Source organism: Paenibacillus sp. FSL R5-0407 (assembly GCF_038009185.1).
Lineage (GTDB): Bacteria > Bacillota > Bacilli > Paenibacillales > Paenibacillaceae > Fontibacillus > Fontibacillus vini.
On sequence record NZ_JBBPAX010000001.1, the window covers coordinates 2,720,211 to 2,744,005 of the forward strand.

Genomic DNA, 23,795 nt, shown 5'->3' on the forward strand with positions numbered 1-23,795 from the left:
TGCTGCAGATATCTCTTATGAAATTAAATTAAAGTCTTTCACCGACCGCGTTGACGAACGAAGTAAGCATCCTCCATCGACGGCTCTGCTTCGGTTAATCCCCGGAAAGGCCGCTCCTTTCCGACCAGCCGAATGTACATGCCTTCCGGCACTTCGCGGAATAGGATCAGATTCCGGTCATTGACGTCATCGAAATTTTCCTGGGAAATGACGCCCTCCCATACCTTCAGCGGCAGTTCGCGCGTCCACCTCTCTCTCTCACCCTCGAAACGAACCTGGCCCTGGCCAAGCCATATGATATGATCAGCCGCCCCTTCCCATTCGTTCAGTTCGTGAACGGCCGCCAATACGGTTTTCCCCGTCGCGTAGCGCGACAGATAGGAAATCGCCAACTTGCGTTCCGCGGAATCCATCGCATTCAGCGGCTCATCCAGAAACAGAAAATAAGGAGCGGCGAGCAAGGACTGTACGAGCGCAATTCGTCGTCGGACACCGAGCGAGAGCGACTTGATCTTTACATTCCGGCTTTGCTCCAGCCGGAAATCCCGCAGCAAGCTTTCCACCCGTTCCAAACGAAATACACCTTTCAGTTCAGCCAAGTAAACAAGCAGCTTATATACCGTCATTTCCTCGTACAGCTCAATCTCCGCCGGAACATACCCGATTTGGCTCCGCAGGAGCGGTAAATCCTCGGCCGCGGATCGCTGGTGGTAAAGAATGCTGCCCCGGCGCGGCATTTGGAGCGTGGCGAGCAGTTCCAGCAGCGTCGTTTTGCCCGCCCCGTTAGGACCAACCAGGAGCGTCAGCCCTCGATGAATGCGGAGGCGCCCAATTTGCAGCGTGAATTCGCCAAGGGGCTGACAAACATTTTCCAGCACGATCATACTCTGTCTCCTCCGCCTAATCCATCATTCATTTTGAGATGGCGGCTGCGGTAATAAGAGCGAAGAATCAGCAAAGTTCCGGCAATCAGCATAAGTCCATCCGCCATCGTTCGGGATGACGCCGTCCATCCATGTAAACGGGATTGGTCTTCAATCACGAACCACAGAATATAAACCACCGAAGCCGCAACGCAGGCCAGGGTCATTCCTTTTCGGAACAATACGTACATGGCCGCTCCCGCCGTGAACATTGAAATGCCCAGCCATTGGAGCAGAAAAGGAATAAACGGCATGCTAACCTCTCCCGCCGCCGTTACTCTGAGGCCGACGATCACGGAGCTGAGCAAGGCCCAACTGACCACAAGACCAATGACCATCAGCATCCGGCTGTAGATCACCAGGGCTGGAGGATACGGGGTAATACTTCCCACCGCTCGCATGCCCCGGTCCCAGGAACGGTAGCTGAATAGCATGGAAGCAATGAGCATTAACGGCGTAATGACCGGAAACAATCCGCTGGGAATGGCATCTCCCAACAGGAAAGTTCTAAACGGCCTTTCCGGGTCGACCAGCAGAATCAGCATCAAAAATACCGCAGAGCCCGACAGAATGAGCGATTTCCGGTTTACCCGGAACTGGCTCCAAAGCAGCTTGCGCAAGGACGGCGCCTCCACCTGCGGGTTGAAGTCAAGCGCAGGCACGACGGCAGCGGCTTTAAGCGCGTCAAATTCAGGCTGCAGCGCCGCGATCAGCGTTGCGGTTTCCGACGGGGACGGGGGTGGCAGCACCGCCTGACGCAGCGGTTCGCGCAATTCCCGTTCCAATTGCTCCAATTCTTTATCAATGGAGGGGTTCATGGGATGACACCTCGCTTTCTTGTTTATCCTTCAGTTTTGTCCTGAACCTGGGTGACGAATAATCCGACGATTTCGTCAGTACCCGCTTCAGCTTTCGCAGCGCCCCATATAAGTGGGATTTTACCGAACTTAGCGGCAGATCCATCAACTCGGCAATTTCTTGCAGCTTCAGCTCATGAAAGAATCGCATCCTCACCACGTCCTGCTGCACTTCGGGCAGCCAGGCGAGGGACTCCGCAATCTGTTCCACCGCCTCCTGCCGCTCTAGAAGTTCTTCCGCTCCGGGAGAGGGGTCGGCGTCCTCCGGCATTTCATCCGCGGCCGCATGCTCGGAGCGGTAAGCAGAGCTCCTCCAATAATCCCGGCACAGGTTGAGAGCCACTTTATACAGCCAGGGGCGGAGCTGGTCAAGCCCGCCGTGCCTTTCCAAATGCCGGATGAGCCGGATGAAGGTCTCTTGCACGAGATCCTCCGCCTTTGCGCGGTCACCGAGCTGCTGCGTGATATAGCTAAGAAGCGGCCCGTGATAACGGGTAACCAGAAGTTCAAAAGCCTCTTGCTCTCCCTGGGCCATACGCTCCGCCAATTGTTGATCGGAAATCAATTCCGTTCCCCCTCTCCCGTTTCTTTATTTCAATGTTATTCTTCTTCCTCAATAATCCAGCGTTCCCTCTTCCCGATGAGCCACACGGCTGCAGCAAGCAGCGCGGCGGCGGCCAGCATCAGCATGACCCGGTTTAACGGAAACGATGCCTTCTCCGGCAGAAAGGCGGTGTACAGCGTCCATCGGGACAACCAGCTCCCGCCGCTGACCGTATCAACCATCCAAACCGCAAACCCTAACGCCAATCCCCCATAGGTTTTACGGAATATAACCATTCCTATCAGCGTTATAGAGGCGAGCAGCATGAAAGCGGGCATCGTCTGGAGCATTAACGGGAAGATCCCCGTCACTCTTTTTGCGCCTTCTCCCCCACCCCAAGGATACATGAATGTGGAAATCCGCCCGAACTTCAGCAGATAAACCGCCATCCATCCTACGTTTAGCAAAGATGCGTATAACAGCGCCATCACCCATTTGCGTACGGCGATCAACCTCAGGGAAACCGGGTACGTGGCGATCATCTCCATGCTCCCTCCCCCGATTTCCCGCTGGAACAAGAGCAGCATAAGCATGATGACTAGCGGGTACATCCCCATTTCCGAAAAATAGTAGACGGTACGCGGTTTGTCGCCGAGCATGATACTAATCAGATAGAGGATAAATACAAACAGCACCAGAGCCGCGACCGGCTGTTTTTGCAGTTTCAGATCAAAGGAATATCCGCGCCGCAACTGCTCAATTGCCGTTTTCATCGCCCATCACCCTCTTCCATTCCTTTTCCCATTCCGTAAACGGAATTTTGTTATCGGCAATCGCAGGCTCCACATTCGGATCGGGAACTTCAATTCCTTTGGCGTAAAAATAATTCAACACTTCTTTGACTTGTTTGTATTTGCCTTCATCCAACGCTTGCGCAACCTGTTTTACCATTTGCAATCCAACGCGATCGGGATCAGTCCCCTCATCTCTTGCATATAGTTCCTGGATCAAGTATCCATTTCCAGACCCTTGCCAAATTTCTTCGTCACTAAAGCCTTCTTCTTCCCGGGTATACAGGTACCACATCAGCCCCCGGATTTGCAGGCGGACATCCTCGCTCATATTTTCGATCAAATAATCGCCTTTACGGCTTCCCAGGAGCATCTGATTCATTAACATTTTGGAAGCATAATCCTTGTCAAAAAGATAGATCATCACATAAGTCTGATTTTCCACACTATATTTCACATAATTCTCATTTGGAAGGAACAACAGCTGGTCGAGACGGGATTCAAAAGGATGGATCCATCCGGAAAAATAAGCGTACATTTTCTTCCACTGTGCCAGAATATCCTCTCCAAGCTTGGCGTTATAAGGCGTCGTTACCGCTTTACCCGGAAAATCCCCCGATTCCAGTTCCAAAAAGTCCCCGCCGAACAACGAGAGACCTTCGCTCACTTGACCTTCGAAAGCTTGCTTGCCTTGCTCGCGCCCGGTTTCCGGCAGACTGGTATATAAAGGGCGATCGAATCCGGCCAGACTCAATTTGAAAGCGGTCGAATAAGGAGCATGAGGGATAAACACCGACCCAAGCTGTATGCCGGAACCGTCCATTTCCTTCACGTAAACTGGTTGGTGTCCCGCCAGCGGGTACCAGGCGATATAACCGGGGAGAAACAGGTCGTCGCCTTTAACGAAGGCATAAAACGAACCCTGACCCTGAAATCCCGGCGCGTAATCCATCATGGTCCCCGCATAGGTAATTTCAACCTCCAGCAAACCTTCAGGTTTTAAGGCAGGAAGTTTGATATCCAGCTGATCCCCTTTGCGCGAAAAGGAAGCTTCATTGTCACCGACCCTGATTTTCTGCACATTAAAATTGCGGTTCAGCGTTAAGTTCAGTTCCCGGTTCCCCGCAGCCTTCAAATCATCGCCAGGGATCGTAAGCTTTGCCGTGATCCGCAGACTGTCATTGGGTTCCCTCACTACATTTAGATCATACTCCGTGATCTTAAACAGATCGGAAGAATTCCATTCCGGAGATTCATCCAGGCTCTTGAGAGTCTGATCGGCAAGCTTGGCGTAATAGCCCTCATACCGCTGCTGCCAGATTTGGCCGTAAGGCACGAATGCCAGGGCGGCGAGTAGAACCGCAAACGCGCTAACACTCCAGACCGCCAGTTTGTGCTTCGTCGGACGGATCCGGTTCAACACCGTAACGCCGGCAACCAGAAGCAATAAGACAAAGGACAATACGAACAGGCGCGAATATAGCAGTTCATCCCCGATTAGGCGGAAGCCCCAAGTATCGTTAGGTTGATTCGTAACCAGGAACAAGCGGCTTAAATGAAAGGTCTGCAACGGATAAAGCCTCGCTTTGTCGATCAAAAAAATATCCATGAAAAACGTTCCGAACATCCACGCGCAAAAACCGATCAGATAGACGACCCGGTTAGGAATCGCAATCGCCAGCAGCATGGCTAAGGCCAGCGTTACCATATATGAAATCTCATAGGTCACGGCAAAATACAACGCATATTCAACCGTAATTTCAGGAGCAATCCCCCGTTGAGCCGAAAACCAGGCAAACACAGCCGCGGCGATCAGCGTAAAGATCGAAAAATAGATTAACCCGGCTAGATACTTGGCTGAAACTTTCGTGGCGTATGGAACCGGCAGCGCCGAACTCCACTCGTAGGAGGAACGGCGTATATCCCTTCGCACCGACAATATGCCTACAAGCATAACAAGCCCCAGCGTCATCGTATGGACGAAAGCATGAAACGTATAGGCCTCATTAAACAAATTTGATTCGGGCGCTACACTGCCGATCGTCCACACATTCATCACCGCAAATGCCAGCGGCAGAGCCAGCAGCCACAAGTTACGAAAAATCATGTTCCATTCAAAACGGAACTGGCGAAGCCATTTATTCATAACCGCGAGCACCTTCCCTCTGGCTCGTCCGCAGCAGCGCCAAGTATCCGTCCTCCAAAGTTGGACGGACCAGAACGCCGTCCGAACCGGATGGAGGCGCCTCGCCGATCACCCGGCACAACAGCCCCTGCTCGCTCCGGCGTGTGGATACTACGGACATCGGGTCCAACCTGGCAAACTGCTCCTCACTGACGATGCCTTCCCACACCTTGCCGCGCCCGTAATCCTGCAGCTCGGCCAAATCGCCGGACATTCTGACCCGGCCCCGGTCCAGCACGGCGATTTGCCGGCAGTTGCTTTCGATGTCCGCCACGATATGGGTGGACAGAAGCACGATCCGGCCCAGGCTGAACCGGGTCAGTAAGTTGCGAAAGCGAACGCGCTCTTCCGGATCGAGGCCGGCCGTTGGCTCATCGACGATCAGCACCTGCGGAGATCCCAGCAGGGACTGAGCGATACCAAGGCGCCGTTTCATCCCGCCGGAGTAAGTCCTGACCCGTTTGCCCGCTTTATCCTGTAAATTGACCTCTTCCAGCAGCCGGTCGATTTCCGCCTTGCGCCGTTTCCGGTCATTCATGCCTTTCATCTCGCCCACGTAATCCAGATACTCGACACCGGTCAACTGAGGATATACCTGGAACTGCTGCGGCAGATAGCCGATCATGCCCCGGATATCCTCGGCTTTGCGAAGCGGGATCCCGTTGATCGTCGCTTCGCCCGCCGTTGGCGGCACTAAGGTAGCCAATATACGCATTAACGACGACTTTCCGGCCCCGTTGGGCCCAAGTAAGCCGACCATGCCTTCATTCAGCGTCAGGGTGACATCGTTGAGCGCCCATCCCCCACGCCGGTACTTTTTGGATAAATGGCTGATTTCTATCATAAAACATCCTCATTCCCAGACTGTATTCGATAACCCGCGCGGTTACTATCTGTACATGTAACGGGAGGCATGAAAAAAAAGTTGATACCTGTTTCTAGAAAAATAATTTATGCCTGGAGATGCCCGGGAGATGCCCGTCGCCTTCCCTCATCCCAGCCATGCCAGCCGTGCCAGATAATCCAGGCAATCCAGACAAACCAGGCATCCAGGCAATCCAGACAATCCAGACAATCCAGACAATCCAGACAATCCAGACAATCCAGACAATCCAGACAATCCAGACAATCCAGACAATCCAGACATTCCAGACATTCCAGACATTCCAGACAACCCTGGCAATCCAGGTATTCCAGGTAATCCAGGTAATCCAGGTAATCCAGGTAATCCAGACAATTAGACTATTTAGGTAATCCGACATTCCAGACAACTCTGGCAATCTAGGCAACCCATGAAATCCTCACCCTCCAGGCAGATTAACTGGAATTTCTACAGCTAATTTGCCCGTCTGCCCCCGTTTTTCACAAATAGCTGTAAAACCTGCAGCTATTTTCGCTCTTTCTTCTCTTTGATAGCCGATAACGACGGATTAGCTGTACGTTTTACAGTTAATGTCCGAAAAATCTTAAACCACAGAAAATTAACTGTAGGTTTTGCAGTTATAGAGCCGTTGAATCGCGCTGGAGATCCATCAAAAAAAGCGCTATTCCCTTTTCGTTGGAATAGCGCTTTTGATACAAGCTTATTAGCCGCTTACTTTATTAATAATCACTCCGGCTGCTAAGCCCTTGAGCGATCGCCACGCCTGCGCTCGTACCGAGCCGGGTTGCTCCGGCTTTGATCATCTCTTCAGCATCGGCAAGATTCCGGACTCCTCCGGATGCTTTGACTCCGATGCCTGGCCCGACCGTCTTCGCCATCAATGCTACCGCTTCGACCGTAGCTCCGCCCGTTGAAAAACCGGTTGACGTTTTAACAAAATCAACGCCAGCCGCAACCGCCAGACGACAAGCCCGGACGATCTCATCCGGGGTCAACAGGCAGGTCTCAAGAATGACCTTGACCAAGGCTTTGCCTGCGGCGCTTTCGACAACACCAACCATATCGCGGACAACCGCTTCGTCGTCCCCATCCTTCAGCGCGCCGATATTAATGACCATGTCAACTTCGGTAGCCCCGTCGCGAATGGCTTGAACGGTTTCAAAAGCTTTTGCCTCCGGTGCGGACGCTCCTAGCGGAAACCCGATAACCGTGCACACCTTCACATTCGGCGTATCCTTAAGCGCTTCGGCCGCGGTCTTTACCCAGTAAGGGTTCACACATACGGAAGCAAAGCCATACTCTTTTGCCTCGGCGGCCAGTTTAAGAATGCCTTCTTTTCCCGCATCCGCCTTCAATAACGTATGATCGATCCGGCTTATTACCGATTTCGTACTCATCCTTAATTCCTCCAATTTAGTATAAGCTTGTGATTTGCACGCCTTCAGGCAGCTTGAACGGGTGTTCCTTGTTGATCCGGTCATAGAACATAACTCCGTTCAAATGGTCGAGCTCATGCTGCATAACAATAGCGTCGAAACCTTTGAAGCGCAGCTTCACTTCTTTGCCCTTCTCATCGATAGCCTTGACCTGCACCTTCTCGTAGCGGGGTACAAACCCCTGCACTACACGGTCCACCGACAGACAGCCTTCACTTTCCGGCAAATACACCATCGCCGTCGAATGGCTGACGATTTTGGGATTAAACAGAGCTACTTCACGATCATTACCCTGATCGTCCGACAAGAGTGCGGCAAACATCCGTTTGTTCAAACCGATCTGGTTCGCGGATAACCCCACTCCGGCCCGCAGCTTATATTTTTTTGATAATTCCGGGTCTTGGCTATTCTTCAAAAAGGCCATCATCGACGCCATTTCCTCACGGTCCTCCTCCGTCGGAGGCACGCTGACCGGCTCGGTCACCACCCGCAGGATAGGATCGCCTTCCCGCACAATATCATCCATCGTAATAATGTAGTCGCTTTTGAATTTACTCATGAGTGAATCCTTCATCCACCTTCACATGCAAAATTTGCGCTTAACTTAAGACCAGCCCCAGCGTAGCACGCAGCCGGAGCATTGTCAAAATCAGCGTCTTACTTTCATTCCCCAGACGTCATCCTTCGAATATTGGGTCGCGGCCCGCAGCTGTTCCAACCGGCCATCCTGCGGATAATGCTTCACCAGATAGGTCAAGAAAGTCTCCCGAAGTCCAATTTCCTGGTCAAGTAAATTATACTCGTTCGGATGCCGTTCCAGTTCCTTCAGACCGGATTCCCAGAGCACCAAATCCCCGGCAACGGATTTATTTTCCCGTGTCTTGGCCGCCAGTTCCTTAAGTTCCCGGTAGGCCGTTCTCACTTTGCCGGAATATCTATGTTTGTGACTCAGCCAACCCAATCCGACAATGGCGAGAAAGAGCAGAATCCATAATTCTATATGATCCAATTAGTCACCTCATTCATGCCTAAAGTATCATAGCCGCAAAAATAATGTCAAACCATAAAATCGCAATGGGTTAGAGACGGGTGAGAGCAGAGTTACAGTCCTTTTATAGCGGTCCACAACGTCCAGCAGCCCGACACAAGAATCAAGATCAAAGTCAGCTTTTTGAAAACAGCCTCGTTCAGCTTGCCTCCTGCCCAGATTCCAAGCAGAACCCCCGCAATCATTGCCGGAATCAGCCATACCAGAGTCTCTGAAACCGCCTCATCAAGCAGACCGCCATATATATAGGATATGATGGTCACGGCATTCAATAGGAGCGCATAGAAGGTCAGATTTCCCCGAAAAGCCCCCTTATCCGTTCCTTGATTGGACAGAAACAACGCCACCGGAGGTCCGCTCATGGATATGCTCCCGTTCAGCAAACCGCTGGCCAGACCGACCGTTACGAAGCCCAGCCTTTCTCTCGTGACCTGAAATGTCTTCCCCGACATCATGACCGCCGAGGACAGCACGATAAGGCCGCCCGCGGCAATTTTTAACGCCGTTTCGTTTACATACAGCAGCAAGTAAGACCCTAGCGGCGCCGCAACAATGCCTGACAGTGTAAGCAACCCGATTTTACGGATTACGACATGTTTATAACAATTAATAAAAATTGCTATATTCGTAAAAAAACTGAGGATGACGATCAGAGGAACCACCTGTCTCAGCGGGAGAAACAGAGTTAGCAACGGCAGCGAAACAAGTGCAAACCCGAAGCTGGTTACCCCTTGTATGAAACCGGCCAGCAAAATAACGAGCATGCCAAAACCCAGCCAGGATGGGATCTCCATAATCATATGCATTTATCCCCCCGATATACAGATAAGCCGGCATTCAAAATGCCGGCTTAGGCTTTATTTATATATTATAATGCAATCCACAATTGATAAACAGCTTGTGCCGCTTCAGCCCGGGTGAGAGGTTCAGTCGGAGCAAAGCCCCCGTCTCCCCTGCCTTGTACCAATCCAAGGGCCTGCGCGTTTTTTATGGCTGAATTCGCCCAAACGGAAATTTTGTCTTCATCCGCAAATGAACCTGACTGAAGCGTACCTTCGGATGTCCCTTTCAGTGCATAGGCATTCATCAGCAAGACCGCCATTTCCTGACGGGTAACCGGAGCGTTTGGATCAAACAGCATACCGGCGGTTGCGGCTCTACCTTTTATGATTCCCGCATTATAGGCAGCCGACACAGCACCGGAGTACCACACGTCCGAAGCCACGTCTGTGAAGCCTGCCGCTGCACCCGGCTTGAGTCTCAGAGCGCGGGTAAGCATAGCGACAAACTCCGCCCGGCTTACGGAGCGGCCCGGTTCAAATGCTCCGTTTGCCGTTCCCTTAATGACTTGCTTGGCTGCAAGTCCTGCCACTGCTTCAAATGCCCAGTTCGTGTCGGAGACATCTACAAACTGCTTGGTGACTTGCAGCACCGCATAGGGACTGAAATGACTCAATTCCGCAGTCACTTCCCCATCAATCCAACGCCCGCCTGCAAATTCCAGGTTACCGCCTTCGGAAATATAATAGATACCGGTAGTATTTTTATGGACTCCCGTATTCGGTTTGATAGAGATCGTTACGGGTTTTACGAACCGGTCCAATACGGTCTCGGTGCCATCCGGGCCTAATAGTGACAGTTTAAAATCATACATCGGTCCGGCATATTCGATCGAGGTAAATTCAGTCCTTGCAGTTCCCTTGCCCAGCGCTAATTCCAGGGCTTGCTTGTCGCCTTGGGCGAATTGCAGGGAGACCGAATAATCAGCAGACTTCACTGTCTCCCCGATAAGCTGCTGCAATACTTCGATTGGCAGATTCAGCTTCAGATTCCCGTTCGAGACTTCCAGAGCACTGCTTCCAAGCGATTTAACAACTTCGCCGGTTAAGATCAGCGTAGACACCTGTTCACTTACGTCAATCGATACGATTCCGTCTCCATTTCGCTTCATTTGGTCAGGTTTAATGGTTAGCGTTCCAGGCTTACTTTCAGGACCTTTCACACCGGGATGGCCTGTATTCGAGCCCAACCCGCCCGAAGTACCTCCGCCTTGCGGGTTAGAGGGCTCCGCTGGTGTGGTAGGGTTGGTAGGCTTCGTCGGCGCCTCTGCGGTTTGGATCAATTCGACGTCATCAAAATATCCCCAGATTTCTTCGGGTGCTTCAACCTCGAATCCAATCGTCAAACGCCCGTCTTCAACCTGAATATTCTCTACGGCATACTGTTTCCAAACATTCCAGCCCGTGTTGAGCATATCGGTCCCTTGCATTTTGCCTGAAGAATCCGTGGCAAAGAGCTTGAGTTTCGTTTCGCCTCCGCCTCCGGACGCCCATGCTTTAAGAGTATAGGTTCCGTTCGATAACCCGCTGACATTTTGGGTCAACTGATAACCGTAAGGCTCCCCGTACCAGTAATTGAACGCATGGCTGCCCGAATGGGCATTTCCTGCATTTTTCTCGACTTTACCGGTGGCGCTGATTCCCGAAATTGTCCAGTGAGTCAGATCTCCGCTCTCGAAGCCGGGATTTTGAAGCATGTTCGCTTTTTCCAATACGGTAATTTCAATCCTGGCCTGCTGCTCTATACCGGCTACCTGGCCATATACCGTAAACTTCCCAGGCTTAGTGAGCTGTTCTTCCGTAATGCCGTCCCATTGTACATCGGTCGGTCGAATGGACCCTTCGTTATACAGAACATTCACTTTTGCCGGAAGCACCGGAGCCGATCCTTTAGAAACGGTGATCCCATCTGCCGCATATACCAAGAGCGGGAGCACCTCAGTGATGCTGCCCGGAACAAACCGGAATGCATCCAGGGATTCCAGGGCATTGCCGCCAAAATCAAACATCGCCTGATTTTCCCAAGCATTGCCTTCTCCCGCTTTCCAGCCGACGCCCGGCAGCCAGGCCGGTTCCCAATAAAACACACCCAGACCGTTATGGCCGTCGACGCTGGCTACCGTGTTTAATACGGTTTCGGTCACTAGTTTTTGATTGGCCACCGAAGCGGGGAATCCGGCGATGTCCGTTTCGGCTTCGCCTGCAATATTTCCGTGATCGTCCCCGTCTTCATAGGTATACGGATAGGCTGTCTCCGCAACGACTACTTGTTTTCCGTACCGGGCTACGAGATCATTCATATTGCTCTTCAGATCTTGAAACGTTCCGTGCCAATATGGATAGTAGGATAGTCCGATCACATCGTAATCGACGCCGCGTGCTTTGATTTGATCAAAGAAGCTGCGGAATTTGCCGTTGCTTCCCCCTTCAGCCAAGTGAAGCATAATTTTCGTTTCCTGCCCTTCCGGCGTCGTATCCCGGACCGCTTGGCTTCCTTGATTCAGCAGTTCAGCCAAATTATCGAAGTTAGCGGTCGATCCTTCAGGATGAATCATGCCGCTATTGATCTCGTTGCCGATTTGTATCATATCAGGGTACGCATTGAGATCCCCCAGTTCGGTCAATACATCGGAGGTATAGTCATAAACCACCTGTTTAAGCGCCGGAAAATCCAGTCCTTCCCATGCCGCGGGCTTGACCTGTTTGCCGGGGTCGGCCCAGAAATCGGAATAATGGAAATCCAGCAACAATTTCAACCCTACGGCTTTGACCCGAGTCGCCATCTCTACCGTATGCTCCCGGTCATTGAAGCCGCCCGCTTCAACCGGGTCGTTCCAAAGCCGCAGCCGAACGTAGTTCACGCCATGGTCTTTAAGGATGGTCAGCAAATCTTTGCTCGAGCCATCGTCATAAAACTGGACACCGAGTTCTTCTAGTGCCTGTAGGGTGGAAATGTCTACGCCTTTAATGAAATTATTAGGATCATAAGCTTCTTCCCCCGATTTCACCAGTTGGATATCATCGAAATATCCCCAGTAATCGGCCGGTGCTGCCACCTCAAAACCAATGGTAACACGGCCGTCGGTTACCTGAATGTCCTCTACTTTATACTCCTTCCATACATTCCAGCCGTTGTTGACGATCTTCGTGCTCATGGTGACTCCAGAGCTAGAGCCCGCATCTTCTCCCCCAACTTCGTCACCATCAATGACGCCTCCCGTTTCGGCGAACAGCTTCGCTTCCAGTTCCTCGTCTTTGCCCGAAGCCCATGCCCGTAATTCGTAGGTCCCGTTCTCAAGGCCGCTTAACGTTTGGGACAACCTGAATTCATAGCCATGATCCCCATACCAATAATTGAATGAATGACTGCCTGAATGGGCGTCTTCCGAGTTGTTTTTCACCATTGCGGCATAGGTGGCCCCTGTTACCGTCCAACCCGTCAGGTCTCCGAGTTCAAACCCCGGGTTTTCCAGAGTCAGTCCCGATGATAAGGCGGAACCGGCGGCGGCTGTCACAGAGGGAGAGTATGTAATCATTAAATTTGGAAGCGCTAACACAAATGTTAAAACCATCAGTAATCTTTTATTCATCCTTGGTGGAATCTTCATGTCCATCTACCTCCCTAATCAAGAATATAGATTCCGGAGGAGGCATAGGGATTCCCTCCCTTTCCTGCCTCCGGATCAGCTTTACGGTTGACTGTCAAACTTGAATCTAATCCCGATCATGTTTCCGCTTCAGCACCAGCGAACCGTATAACGGAAGATCCAGCGTCCCGGACAAAGATTCGCCGGTTTCAAGATCCACGTATTCCCTGCTGTCCAACTGGACCTTCGCCGTTTTGCCGGTGAAATTAAGCAGGAATACATAATCATGATCGCCATCACACCGAAGCTGGGCGGTAACGCCTTCAGGCAGTTGGCTATCCAGCGTGCGGAGTACCCCGGTTTCTTCGACCAGCTTGCCGTAAAGTGCGTCGTAAAAAGCATCTTCACTAACGCGCGCAGCCAAATAATACGCCCGGCCCGATCCCGCCGACTCCGGCCGATTCAAGGTCAACACCGGCTTGCCGGCATAGAAATCGTCCCCGTAGGTTGCCAGGACTTCCGCGCTTTCGGCATGAATTACCTCGCACAACTCGCGAATTTCATAACTTCCCTCCAGGCCAAGCTGGTTCCCGGAAGACATGACGAGCGAGTTGCGGTCATGGTCATGCAGCCCGTCGATCTCCTCCGCCCAGATGCCAAGTACATGCCGTAGCGGCCCGGGGAATCCGGTCAAATGGCATAAATCATATTCATTGACGATGCCGGACCAGTACGTGACCAGTAAAGTTCCGCCCTCGTTCACGAATTGCTCCAGTCTCGCACCCGTTTCTTCCCGGAGCAAATAGGCCATTGGAAGAACGATTAATTTATAAGGAGTGAAATCGTCATTAGATCCGATAATATCCGTTGGCACGCCCTGTTTCCAAAGCGCCCGGTAATGCTGCACGACGGTCTGCTCGTAATGCAATCCGCCATTGCGCGGACCCTGTGCGTCATGAATCGCCCAGCGATTATCCCAATCAAACAGAATGGCTGCTTCCGCCGGAACATTCGTGCCGACGACCTCGGTCATTCTCGACAAGGTTTCGCCCAATGCCGCGACATCACGAAATACGCGGGTATGCTCATTTCCGACATGGTCGACGACCGCTCCGTGGAATTTTTCGCTGGAACCCCGGCTTTTGCGCCATTGGAAATACTGAACCGTGTCCGATCCGTGAGCGACCGCCTGCAGCGAAGAAAGACGGTGCATGCCCGGCCGCTTCAATTTGCTGACCGGCTGCCAGTTCGTCTGGCTCGGCGTGCTTTCCATCAGCATGAACGGTTTCTTCTTCAATGTACGGAACAAATCATGGTTAAAGGCAAACCATGAAGCGATCCCGATCTCCGATTCCGCTTCATGCCAGGTCGGATAAGCGTCCCAGGAAATGATGTCAACGGCTTTGGCAAACTCCCGGTAATCCAGCCCGTAGAATAAATCCATCATGTTTGCCGTGCAAGGCAGATCGGGATTTATAGCCTTCAGCGGTGTGATTTCATGCCGGAAGAAATCGATTGTCTGGTCGGACACGAACCGTCGCCAGTCCAGATTGTGGCCATGGACCATCATTTCTCCGTGCGGGGCCGGTGACTCGACCTGCGACCAGGATGTATAGGTGTGGCTCCAGAACGTCGTCCACCAGGCCTGATTCAGCGCCTCCAGACTGCCGTATTTCCGTTTCAGCCAAGCCCGGAAGGCCTCCTGGCAGTAATCGCAATGGCATTCCCCGCCATACTCGTTGGAGACATGCCAACCGATGACAGCCGGATGAGCGGAATAACGCTCCGCCAGCTTAATGTTCATGATCGCAATCTTCTCCCTGTACACCGGGGAGGTGAAGCAATGGTTGTGCCGCATGCCGTGCAGATTACGACGGCGGTTGGCTTCCACCCGCAGCACTTCCGGGTATTTCTCCGACATCCAGGACGGACGCGCGCCGCTCGGCGTCGCTAACCAGGCGTAGATTCCGTTGGCGGCCAACCGGTCCAGTACGCGATCCAGCCAATCGAATGTGAATGTCCCTTCTTCCGGCTCCAGCGCCGCCCAGGAGAAAATCCCGACGGACATCACATTGCAATTCGCGAGCTTCATCAGCCGGATGTCTTCCTCGAGCACGGCCGGGTCATGCAGCCACTGCTCCGGATTGTAGTCCGCTCCGTGCATCATCACAGGCAATTTTTCGCTAATCGGTGGCAATTTGTTCATCATGTTGTTCTCCTCCCTTAAGAAAAATCGCCGGAGCCATGACTCCGGCGATGATTGATTTATTGCTGCGCGGCCAGGAAAGCATCGATCTGGCTTTGCAGTTCCTCTTGGATCTTGCCGATGCCGGCGGAATTCAACTGCTTGATCAGTTCCGCTTGACCTTTATCCAGGTCATCGATCAAACCGTACTCCAGCGGAATGGCATAGCGGAGCATCACATTACCGACGTTGGACACCTCGTTCTTCACCTTCGAATCGTCAAACACGAAGGTTTCCAGCGCGAAGTGATGGACTTTGGGCTCCCAGTCTTTAAGAATCTCATCCGCTTCAACCGGATACGACGCATCCTTGCGGTTCAACGGGGAGTTCCAGCCCCAATTGGAGAAACCGGTGTAATTGGCTGCGCTAGGTCCGGCCGAGAATCGATCGTCGCCAACCGGTTCATAATGCTTGCCTGCGATGCCGTACATCGTCAAATCATGAATTTCTTTATCGTTCTGCAGCAAGTCGATCAGCATAAGAGAACGTTCCGCGTTTTTGGATGTAGCATGGATCGCCATCCCGTTTTGCGTCGAAATGGAGGCGATTTTTTTCTTGTCCGGCGTCAGATCGACGATGGCACCTTCATATTCCGGTTTATCCCGGCGCATTTCCGCTAGATTAGCTCCGACCGTTCCGAGCGTTTGCGCGTAAGAACCGACTTTACCGGCCTTCATGTCCTGCCAAACGTCATTTTTGTTGCTGACGATGTTTTTCGACCAGCCTTTGTTATCTGCAAGATCTTTATAAAAGGTGAGCAGTTCTCTGAATTCAGGAGTGTCGTACACATTAAACAATTGGCCCTTTTCGTCAGTCAGCTTATAAGCCAGCGGGAAACTGTAATCGATAAGATTCCATTCGTTTTGCTGCTCGAGCAAAGCCTGGTCCAGCTCATGCCATTTCCATCCATCGGCAGGTTTGGCGCCAAAAGCGCTCACGCCCTTCTCGTTTGCGCCGACGGCTTTCACATAAGCGGCATAGGTTTCCGGGCTGTTGATCGGCTCCAAATTGTATTTTTTGCGCAAATCCTCGCGGATGATTACGACTTTATCCGTTACTTCCATGTTATTGTTCGGCACCATATACAGCTTGCCGTCGACCTTGGCTTGGTCCCACGATACTGCCGGCATGGCTTCCCACGTTTTCGGCATGTACGTTTTCAACATGTCTTCCGTCAATTCCAGAAAACCGCCTTTGCGTGCCTGATCATTGTAAAAAGCCCAGTTTGCCGTATAAACGATGTCAAAATCCTCATTCGCTGCAAACTTCAGCGGATATTTCTGCGTCCAATCCGCCCAATCCAAAAATTCAGTTTCCACGGTAGCATTGATTTTTTCTTTAAGCAGCTTGTTCAGTTCGTCGAACACTTCGTCATAATCGGCCGGCTTGCCGCCCACCAGGAGCATCTTCAGCTTCACCTCTTGTGAGATGTCCGGTCCGGCTTGATCCCCTCCGCTATTCGCTGAATTCACGGCTGCATTGGAACCGGTATTCGCATTTTTGGCACCCGAGGCATCTTTACCACCGCCGTTGCCTCCGCAAGCGCTCAACAAGGCGGACACTGCGAACACCATCGCCAGCAGGAACATGAATCTTCTCTTTTGTTGTTTCATGACTAAACCTTCCCCCTAATTTGTTATATTTGAATGGTTCGAATCTATCGATAACCAGGTTTCCCTGTGGTCATCCTTTCACGGCTCCAATGGTAAGACCCTGCACGAAATATCGCTGGATAAACGGATACGCCAGCAAAATCGGCCCTGTAGCCACGATGGTCATCGCCATTTTCAGGCTCTCGGTCGGCAGGTTGATATTCACTACGGCTCCCGAGGCCATCATCGCTTTGCGCATACCGTCCATATTGCCGAGCAGCCGGTATAAATAATACTGCAGCGGCATCAAATCGGAATTTGAAATAAAGAGCAGCGCATTGTACCAATCGTTCCAATATGCCAATGCGATAAACAAGCCGATCGTCGCCAGCGCAGGTTTGGACAGAGGCAGGATAAACCGGACGTAAATCTGGAAGTCCCCCGCTCCGTCGATCTTCGCCGATTCGATGATCGCTTCGGGAATGCTGCTCATAAACGATTTCATTACGATAATATAGAACACGTTCATCAGCATCGGCAGAATAAGGACGATCAGCGTATCCTTCAGCTGCAGGTAGTTCACGATGAGCAGATACCAAGGCACCAGCCCGCCGCTGAACAGCGTGGTAAAGAAGAAGAAAAACGAAAACTTGTTGCGCCATTTAAAGTCTTTTCTCGCCAAAACATAGGAGGTCATGGAGGTCAAAAACAACCCTAGCAGCGTCCCCAGTGCGGTGACCGTGATTGTTATGCCATAGGCTTTAAGCATCTCCGTCGGGTATTTGAACAAAATTTGATAGGCCTCGGTGGAAAAAGAGGTAGGAATCAGTTGAAAGCCGTTCTCTATGATCTTGCTTTCCTCCGTCAGCGAGGAGGAGATCACCAATAAAAACGGAAAGATGCAAAACAAAGCCAAAATCGTTAGAGCCGTATACCCGATGGCCGCCAAAATCAGCCGGTCTTTAGGTTTCGGCTTCCTGGATTTCATGCGAACTTCGGGACCCAAGTTGCCGGTGGTTGTTGCCGTTGCGTTCATATTCGTTCCCTCCGTTTATCAGAACAAAGCATGATCTTTGTCGTATTTGCGTACAGCGTAGTTGGCGAGCATAATCGTTGCAAACCCGAGAACGGATTGATAGAACCCCGCGGCAGCGGACATCCCGATTTCGTTAGACGTAATCAAGGACCGGAACACGAAGGTGTCAATAACGTCGGTCGAAGAGAACAGCAGGCCATTGTTGCCGACCATGTTGTAGAACATCCCGAAGTCTCCACGGAAAATGTTGCCGATCGCCAGCAGAACGAGAATAATGATCGTCGGCATTAAGTTCGGGATCGTAATTTTCCGGATGCGTTGAAAAATGTTAGCCCCGTCGATTTCGGCTGCTTCATACATTTCCGTATCGATGCTGGTGATGGCCGCCAGATACATGATTGTGCCGTAACCCAGCGCCTTCCAGGCGGAAACAAGGACCAGTATCACCGGCCAATAGGCGGCCGTATTGTAAATGTCGATGGATTCCATGCCGATTTTATTCAGCAGGACATTAATCGTTCCTACGTCGTAGTTGAACAAATTGTACGCAATCGCTCCCACGACGACCCAGGAAATAAAGTACGGCAGAAACATTACCGTTTGGGTGATTTTACGAAACCATTTGCCCGCGACCTCAAACAGCAAAATCGCTGCGAAAATTTGCAGCAGGTTGTTTACAACGATAAAGGCAATGTTGTAAAGCGCCGTATTTCTAGTTACGCGCCAAGCGTCCCCCGATTCGAAAAAGAATCTGAAGTTGTCCATCCCGTTCCAGGGACTTCCGAAAATTCCCCCGCTGTAATTGAATTGCTTGAAAGCCAGCACGATCCCCGCCATCGGAATATAGGCAAACAGCAGGAAAAACAATACGCCCGGAACTAACATCAGCAGCAACGTTCTATATTTCTTTACATCGCTCCAAAAGCCGTGCCCTCTCATCTAGCATCTTTTCTCCCCTCTTGTTGTCTCTTCCCTAATTATAAAAGAGGAGATTCATTACTGTGGATTCAGCGAACCAACTAAAAGTAATACATTTTCCACGATCCCCAAACAAATTGCGAGCAAGCAAAAACCGGAACCTGCCACTTAAAGGCAAATCCCGGCCCGTAAGACTCATATCTTGTTCTTTTTCCGGTATTCTCCTGGTGTCATGCCTAGCGTCTGCTTAAACTGTCTGTTGAAGTAAATAATATTTTTGTAGCCCATTCGCTCGGCGATCTCATAAATTTTGAGGGTCGGGTCGGACAAGAGCTCGCAAACCCGTGCCGTTCTCCGCTCATTCAGGTAATCGCTGAAATGCGTCCCCGTCTCCTCTTTAAACAGGTATCCCAAATAATTCGGGGTAAAATCAAACTGCGCTGCGACCTCCTTCAAGGTGATTTTCTGCTCCAGGTTCTGTTCGATGTACACCATGATTTCTTCGATCAGCTTACGCTTCTGCCTTTGTTTCTTAACATACAGCAGTTCGGACAACTCGAAAAATCGGCGTCGCAGCCAAGACTTAATGTCATGGACGGTTTCGAACTGAAACAGGATCTTCGGCTGGTTCGTATCCCACTTTAGCAATTCATGCAGGCTCTCCCCCATTTGGCGCAGATCGGCATGAAGTTTGTTTGTGATGCGGAGAATCAGGTCGTATACTTCATTCTTCCGGGAAAGAAGCTCCCGGCGGCCAAAAATCTCTTCCAGACAGTCATCTACGGCGACCAGGTCGTATTCCATGATAGCCCCCAGCATCCGTCCCAAGACCTCGTCTACGCTGGGCGCGGGCAGATGTCCGCCAGGGGCCCATTCAGCGACATCCAAACGGATGAGTTGGTTTTTACCGAGCAGCCATTTGAAGCTCAGGGCAGCTTGTGCCTGATGATAGGATTCGCGAAGCTGATCTTCATCCCGCGCCGATTTGCCGATGCCGACCGTCACAGTAAACGGGAACGACTTCCCTACCGCTTCGATCAGCCCTTCCAGCAGAGCCGGAAATTCCTGTTCAGGAACGGATGACAATATAAGGCACCTCGTCTGCTGGCTTCTGAAAAAGGTGCCCAACATGTTCTCCTCTACGTAGCGGCGGATAAACAAAGTAAGCTGCTGAACCTGTCCTTGTCTCTCCTGCTCGGTCAACTCGCTTGTTTTCCATTCCAGATCATCGATCTCGACTATGGCTGCAGCCGTTCCGAAGCGAAGCAGCGGATGGACGATTCCCATGGCATGCGGTTCCAGCTTGCCAGGAGTAAGATCGTTCAACCAGCGGATCAACAGTTCCTCGCCAACAAGACTCCAGACGGCGGATACCGAGTTGTTCCTTTCCCGTTCCCGCTCCACCGCTTCGCAAAGCGATAACAGCATGTTGCGGAGTTCCTCGTCTTCAACCGGCTTGAGCAGATAGCCCGATGCGTTCAGCTCGATCGCCTTTTTAGCGTACCCGAAATCTTCATGACCGCTGATGAAGACTATTTTCACCTGAGGATGGATTTCCCTGGCCCGCCGTGCGAATTCCGTACCCGACATGATCGGCATCCGGATATCCGACAAAATGATATCTACCCTCTCTTGCTCCAATATTTTGAGCGCGTTGAAGCCGCTATTGGCCGTTCCCACCAGATGCAGAGGGAATGGAAGCGCACTCCCGGCCACGCGCCGCCGCAGCCATTCCAAATCGACAGCTTCATCATCTACAAGAAGAATATTAATATTCATAAGCAGCGCCCTCCGGTTGCAATGACTGGTTCCTTTTTGAATAACCTTATAAATGATATCTATAAACAATCCATTCGAGCATAGCTTACCGAGTCCGGCCTGAACATGGCGGTCTTCAATGAAAACCCATACTTTTTCACCGATTCCCCTATACTTGCCCGCCGGATTCATCAATTAAGATTGGATCCTCCGCAGGGAGAAGTATTCTCACCGTGGTTCCTGCCCCGTATATGCTGAAAATGGAAATCCCGTATTCTTCCCCATACCGGAGCTTGATCCGTTCATCCACATTTTTAACCCCATAACCTCCCGAAAGGCTGGGTGCCGAGAGCAGTTTCTTGACAATCTTGGGCTTCATGCCGATTCCGTTATCGATTACTTTCAGTTCAATGCCGTCTGCGATCCGCCTCCCCGTAATCCGGATCGCGATGGACTCGCCGAACCAGGCATGCTTGAATATATTTTCCACAAACGGCTGGAGAATCAGCTTCATGACCGGAACCTGCTTGATATCGTCCGCGATATCCACGTACACCTTAAATCCGTCCGCATACTTTACCCGCTGAATATCCAGGTAAGTCTCCACCTGCATCACTTCATGCTCGAGCAGCGTGAACACTTTGCCCTGATTCAGCGTCAGCCTGTAGAATCGTGAAAGACCCTGGACCATGTCCGTCACCTTTCTTGTTTCGCCCAGATTCGCAAGACTGCTAATGGTTGACAGCGTATTGTACAGAAAATGCGGATTGATCTGCGCCTGCAGCGCTTCAAGCTCCGCCTGCTTCCGCTGGAGCCCTTGAACATAAACGCTGTTGATCAGCTCTTGGATATTCCCCGCCATCACGTTAAACGCTTCGGCGATATGCACGAATTCATCATTTCCCGAAAAGGCGATCCGTTTTTGAAAGTTGCCCTCCTGGAAAGAACGGACCAGCCGGACGATACGGGCCATCTTTCTGCCTGAAATTCGTGCCACCACCGAGCCGATGAGGGACATGCCCGCAAAACTAAGGGCACATACTGCAAAAATGGACTTCTGCAGCTTTGCGGTATCTTTCGTAAGGTAAGCATGAGGAACCAGCGTCTCAATAACAAAATCCGCTCCCGGAATCGGCTCGTGCAGGATCAAATAGTTGGCTTCACCGGCTCCAAGGCCCGCTTCTCCCCTTTGATATATCACCGTTCCTCCCGAGGCGTTATCGTTCAGGCGCAGCGTGATCCCTTCCTCAACCGGAAACGTGGCAAAATTTCCAAACAGGTCATCGAGGGACACCGTAATGCGAATGTAACCGATTATCGTCTTATAATCACTGTAAGATACCAGCTTGCGAATATGCGAAATATTTCCAAGCCGTTGGTCGGTATCTATTTGTAACCAGATGTTGTCCAGCTCGGAATCCTTATATTTCCTGTACCATTCTCTGTTTTCAATCTCTTCTAGGGGTAAAATATAATAATCGCTACCTTCGATCGGTGCTTCGAGGTCGTCTCCCGATACGAGGTTAAGATCCTCGTTCATCGTATAGAGCATGAGCCGGATATTATTCCCGAACAGCTTGAGCGGAGCCGTGATTTGGGGGACGATTTCATCCAGCATAACCAGATAGATTTGATAAGGCTCCCCTTTGGCTTGAAGAGCCCGCTGAAATGAAAGGCTGCTGAACAGGGTATCCGACATTCGCTGGATTTCGTCCATTTGGTAGCGGATATTGTTCCGGGCTTGTTCCATCCCTGTCCGCACGTTCGTCTCGGCCATTTCCGTCCGGGACTGAATCAGCATCGTATAAGAGATATATCCGATGATCATGTCCGTAATCAAGACCAGAAGCAAATACGGGACAAGCATTTTATAGGTGAAGGGCATGTATTTTCTCATGATTTTCTAGTTCCTCATTCTATAGGTTAGCGCTTACAATCAAGCCGCAAAAAAACCGGGAACTCCGAAGCTGCGGCCCCGGTCACTCCCGGCTGTTCTTCTATTTGAATTTATGCCAATCCATCTTGCTCGTATTCAGCAGATGCTCAAAATCGTTATCCAGTCTCTTTTGCTCCGCCTTGCGCGCCTCATCGGCTCTGACGCGTGCCTCTTCCTTCCGCTGCTCCTCTTCCTTCTTGAGTTCTGCAGCCTGTTCCTTAAGTTTGGCAAGCGTATCCTTGCCGAGCAGATCCTTCAATGTAGCCGGTTTATCCTCCGCTTTAGCAGCGTGGGCAGGGTTGGATTTTCTTTTGGCCATATCTCGTTCACCTCGATTTCAAGCCTAAATTATCACGAGGAAAAAATGTTGTCAACTCGCAACCAGAACGATTCGAGATAGGCGGGAGAACGTTATTTTAATAAAAATACGTAAATTTTGTTTTATCTCTATGTAAATACGTGTAATTCAAAGGTATAAATGTTTACTACTGCCAGCTTGGAGGAGAGCTCATGAATAAAGATCGGGAACAGGTTGAACGTGGCCAGGCACCGGAGAACCGCACGCGAAACAAACGGATAGAGTACGCGAAGCAGCAAAAAACACAGCAAATCAACAATTGGCTCCCGCTCAAAATCGAGATGGCCCATTATTGGATCGAGCATGAAAAGACTCAAATGAAGCGTAATATGACTCGCGGAGCCGTTCATTTCTGCCATTTCGGCGAAAATATCGGATGCGAGCAAAATGAGGAGCGTCCCGTAGTCATCGTCTCGAACAATACGGTGAACTCTACCTCCGGTAATGTGCTCGTCGTTCCGCTTACCAAAAACTTAAAGATCCGCACAGTTCCAAAAACGGGACAGGCGGTTCTGACTAAGGACGGCAAACCGATTCCCCGGTTTCAAAGCCATTATTTTCTTTTTAAAAGCAAATATGATTTTCTCGCTTTCGATTCCGCAGCTAAAACGGAAGAGACCACTTCCGTCAGCAAAGTCCGGCTGAAAGAGCATTTGGGGAACCTGGATGAAGAGGATATCAACCGTCTGGAAAACCGGCTCAAATGGTCCTTCGGCATTTAAGGTTGACAATACTTTAACGACGAGGTAGTATAGTAGCAAAGATATGATTCGTTAAATACTACGTCATCCACCCCGTCGTGGATAAACTCACACGTGCCCGCGTGTTATTGAGTCTAAGAGGAGCCTTGTGCTCCTTT

At 51.1% G+C, this 23,795-nt stretch carries 20 protein-coding genes; 1 reads left to right on the forward strand and 19 read right to left on the reverse strand.

The window, feature by feature from the left end:
- Positions 1–38: 38 nt before the first annotated feature.
- The 19 genes from NYE70_RS13255 to NYE70_RS13345 form a co-directional block, all read right to left on the reverse strand.
- On the reverse strand, positions 39–884 hold the full coding sequence (locus NYE70_RS13255) for an ATP-binding cassette domain-containing protein (RefSeq protein WP_211024355.1): 846 nt from the start codon (positions 882–884) through the stop codon (positions 39–41).
- Positions 881–1,741, reverse strand: coding sequence for a hypothetical protein (locus NYE70_RS13260; protein ID WP_341046300.1), 861 nt, complete (start codon positions 1,739–1,741; stop codon positions 881–883). Before NYE70_RS13260 ends, NYE70_RS13255 begins: the two co-directional genes overlap by 4 nt.
- Positions 1,725–2,345, reverse strand: coding sequence for an RNA polymerase sigma factor (locus NYE70_RS13265; protein ID WP_290406669.1), 621 nt, complete (start codon positions 2,343–2,345; stop codon positions 1,725–1,727). The genes NYE70_RS13260 and NYE70_RS13265 overlap by 17 nt, the downstream gene beginning before the upstream one ends.
- 35 nt (positions 2,346–2,380) lie before the next feature.
- Positions 2,381–3,097 (reverse strand): hypothetical protein, encoded by a 717-nt coding sequence (locus NYE70_RS13270; protein ID WP_341046301.1) that lies wholly within the window; start codon positions 3,095–3,097, stop codon positions 2,381–2,383.
- Positions 3,081–5,261 (reverse strand): ABC transporter permease, encoded by a 2,181-nt coding sequence (locus NYE70_RS13275; RefSeq protein ID WP_341046303.1) that lies wholly within the window; start codon positions 5,259–5,261, stop codon positions 3,081–3,083. Before NYE70_RS13275 ends, NYE70_RS13270 begins: the two co-directional genes overlap by 17 nt.
- Positions 5,254–6,144, reverse strand: coding sequence for an ABC transporter ATP-binding protein (locus tag NYE70_RS13280; RefSeq protein ID WP_341046304.1), 891 nt, complete (start codon positions 6,142–6,144; stop codon positions 5,254–5,256). Before NYE70_RS13280 ends, NYE70_RS13275 begins: the two co-directional genes overlap by 8 nt.
- A 94-nt stretch (positions 6,145–6,238) precedes the next feature.
- Positions 6,239–6,580 carry a hypothetical protein gene (locus NYE70_RS13285; protein ID WP_341046306.1) on the reverse strand — a complete coding sequence of 114 codons (342 nt, stop codon included), beginning with the start codon at positions 6,578–6,580 and terminating at the stop codon, positions 6,239–6,241.
- A 322-nt stretch (positions 6,581–6,902) separates the two neighbouring features.
- Positions 6,903–7,580, reverse strand: a complete 678-nt coding sequence (gene deoC, locus NYE70_RS13290; protein ID WP_211024340.1) for a deoxyribose-phosphate aldolase — start codon at positions 7,578–7,580, stop codon at positions 6,903–6,905.
- A gap of 16 nt (positions 7,581–7,596) precedes the next feature.
- Complete coding sequence (def, locus tag NYE70_RS13295) at positions 7,597–8,178, reverse strand: peptide deformylase (RefSeq protein ID WP_211024338.1); 582 nt, start codon at positions 8,176–8,178, stop codon at positions 7,597–7,599.
- 90 nt (positions 8,179–8,268) lie between these two features.
- Positions 8,269–8,628: a hypothetical protein gene (locus tag NYE70_RS13300; RefSeq protein ID WP_211024336.1), complete on the reverse strand. Its 360-nt coding sequence runs from the start codon at positions 8,626–8,628 to the stop codon at positions 8,269–8,271.
- Positions 8,629–8,720: 92 nt separating this feature from the next.
- Complete coding sequence (locus NYE70_RS13305; RefSeq protein ID WP_244861610.1) at positions 8,721–9,467, reverse strand: sulfite exporter TauE/SafE family protein; 747 nt, start codon at positions 9,465–9,467, stop codon at positions 8,721–8,723.
- A 68-nt stretch (positions 9,468–9,535) separates the two neighbouring features.
- Complete coding sequence (locus tag NYE70_RS13310; protein WP_341046308.1) at positions 9,536–13,114, reverse strand: glycosyl hydrolase 53 family protein; 3,579 nt, start codon at positions 13,112–13,114, stop codon at positions 9,536–9,538.
- A gap of 106 nt (positions 13,115–13,220) precedes the next feature.
- Positions 13,221–15,302: a beta-galactosidase gene (locus NYE70_RS13315; protein ID WP_341046309.1), complete on the reverse strand. Its 2,082-nt coding sequence runs from the start codon at positions 15,300–15,302 to the stop codon at positions 13,221–13,223.
- Between the two features lie 56 nt (positions 15,303–15,358).
- On the reverse strand, positions 15,359–16,951 hold the full coding sequence (locus NYE70_RS13320; protein ID WP_341046311.1) for an ABC transporter substrate-binding protein: 1,593 nt from the start codon (positions 16,949–16,951) through the stop codon (positions 15,359–15,361).
- A 70-nt stretch (positions 16,952–17,021) separates the two neighbouring features.
- Positions 17,022–17,918 (reverse strand): carbohydrate ABC transporter permease, encoded by an 897-nt coding sequence (locus NYE70_RS13325; RefSeq protein ID WP_244861615.1) that lies wholly within the window; start codon positions 17,916–17,918, stop codon positions 17,022–17,024.
- 66 nt (positions 17,919–17,984) lie between these two features.
- Positions 17,985–18,905 (reverse strand): ABC transporter permease, encoded by a 921-nt coding sequence (locus NYE70_RS13330; RefSeq protein WP_211024327.1) that lies wholly within the window; start codon positions 18,903–18,905, stop codon positions 17,985–17,987.
- Positions 18,906–19,079: 174 nt separating this feature from the next.
- Positions 19,080–20,834 carry a response regulator gene (locus NYE70_RS13335; protein ID WP_341047591.1) on the reverse strand — a complete coding sequence of 585 codons (1,755 nt, stop codon included), beginning with the start codon at positions 20,832–20,834 and terminating at the stop codon, positions 19,080–19,082.
- Positions 20,812–22,539, reverse strand: a complete 1,728-nt coding sequence (locus NYE70_RS13340; RefSeq protein WP_211024324.1) for a sensor histidine kinase — start codon at positions 22,537–22,539, stop codon at positions 20,812–20,814. Before NYE70_RS13340 ends, NYE70_RS13335 begins: the two co-directional genes overlap by 23 nt.
- A 100-nt stretch (positions 22,540–22,639) precedes the next feature.
- Positions 22,640–22,897, reverse strand: coding sequence for a YqkE family protein (locus NYE70_RS13345; protein WP_211024323.1), 258 nt, complete (start codon positions 22,895–22,897; stop codon positions 22,640–22,642).
- A gap of 191 nt (positions 22,898–23,088) precedes the next feature.
- On the opposite strand from NYE70_RS13345, the gene NYE70_RS13350 reads away from it, so the two are divergent.
- The gene (locus NYE70_RS13350) at positions 23,089–23,658 is read left to right on the forward strand and encodes a type II toxin-antitoxin system PemK/MazF family toxin (RefSeq protein ID WP_211024322.1); all 570 of its coding nucleotides are present in this window, start codon (positions 23,089–23,091) and stop codon (positions 23,656–23,658) included.
- Positions 23,659–23,795: the final 137 nt, after the last annotated feature.

Bases quoted from the DNA above. Each gene is read 5' to 3' on its own strand.
- NYE70_RS13335 (WP_341047591.1), bottom strand. From the start codon at position 20,834: ATGAATCCGGCGGGCAAGTATAGGGGAATCGGTGAAAAAGTATGGGTT.
- NYE70_RS13340 (WP_211024324.1), bottom strand. From the start codon at position 22,539: ATGAGAAAATACATGCCCTTCACCTATAAAATGCTTGTCCCGTATTTG.
- NYE70_RS13310 (WP_341046308.1), bottom strand. From the start codon at position 13,114: ATGAAGATTCCACCAAGGATGAATAAAAGATTACTGATGGTTTTAACA.
- def (WP_211024338.1), bottom strand. From the start codon at position 8,178: ATGAGTAAATTCAAAAGCGACTACATTATTACGATGGATGATATTGTG.
- NYE70_RS13350 (WP_211024322.1), top strand. From the start codon at position 23,089: ATGAATAAAGATCGGGAACAGGTTGAACGTGGCCAGGCACCGGAGAAC.
- NYE70_RS13330 (WP_211024327.1), bottom strand. From the start codon at position 18,905: ATGAGAGGGCACGGCTTTTGGAGCGATGTAAAGAAATATAGAACGTTG.
- deoC (WP_211024340.1), bottom strand. From the start codon at position 7,580: ATGAGTACGAAATCGGTAATAAGCCGGATCGATCATACGTTATTGAAG.
- NYE70_RS13260 (WP_341046300.1), bottom strand. From the start codon at position 1,741: ATGAACCCCTCCATTGATAAAGAATTGGAGCAATTGGAACGGGAATTG.
- NYE70_RS13325 (WP_244861615.1), bottom strand. From the start codon at position 17,918: ATGAAATCCAGGAAGCCGAAACCTAAAGACCGGCTGATTTTGGCGGCC.
- NYE70_RS13345 (WP_211024323.1), bottom strand. From the start codon at position 22,897: ATGGCCAAAAGAAAATCCAACCCTGCCCACGCTGCTAAAGCGGAGGAT.
- NYE70_RS13305 (WP_244861610.1), bottom strand. From the start codon at position 9,467: ATGATTATGGAGATCCCATCCTGGCTGGGTTTTGGCATGCTCGTTATT.
- NYE70_RS13315 (WP_341046309.1), bottom strand. From the start codon at position 15,302: ATGATGAACAAATTGCCACCGATTAGCGAAAAATTGCCTGTGATGATG.
- NYE70_RS13275 (WP_341046303.1), bottom strand. From the start codon at position 5,261: ATGAATAAATGGCTTCGCCAGTTCCGTTTTGAATGGAACATGATTTTT.
- NYE70_RS13270 (WP_341046301.1), bottom strand. From the start codon at position 3,097: ATGAAAACGGCAATTGAGCAGTTGCGGCGCGGATATTCCTTTGATCTG.
- NYE70_RS13320 (WP_341046311.1), bottom strand. From the start codon at position 16,951: ATGAAACAACAAAAGAGAAGATTCATGTTCCTGCTGGCGATGGTGTTC.
- NYE70_RS13280 (WP_341046304.1), bottom strand. From the start codon at position 6,144: ATGATAGAAATCAGCCATTTATCCAAAAAGTACCGGCGTGGGGGATGG.
- NYE70_RS13255 (WP_211024355.1), bottom strand. From the start codon at position 884: ATGATCGTGCTGGAAAATGTTTGTCAGCCCCTTGGCGAATTCACGCTG.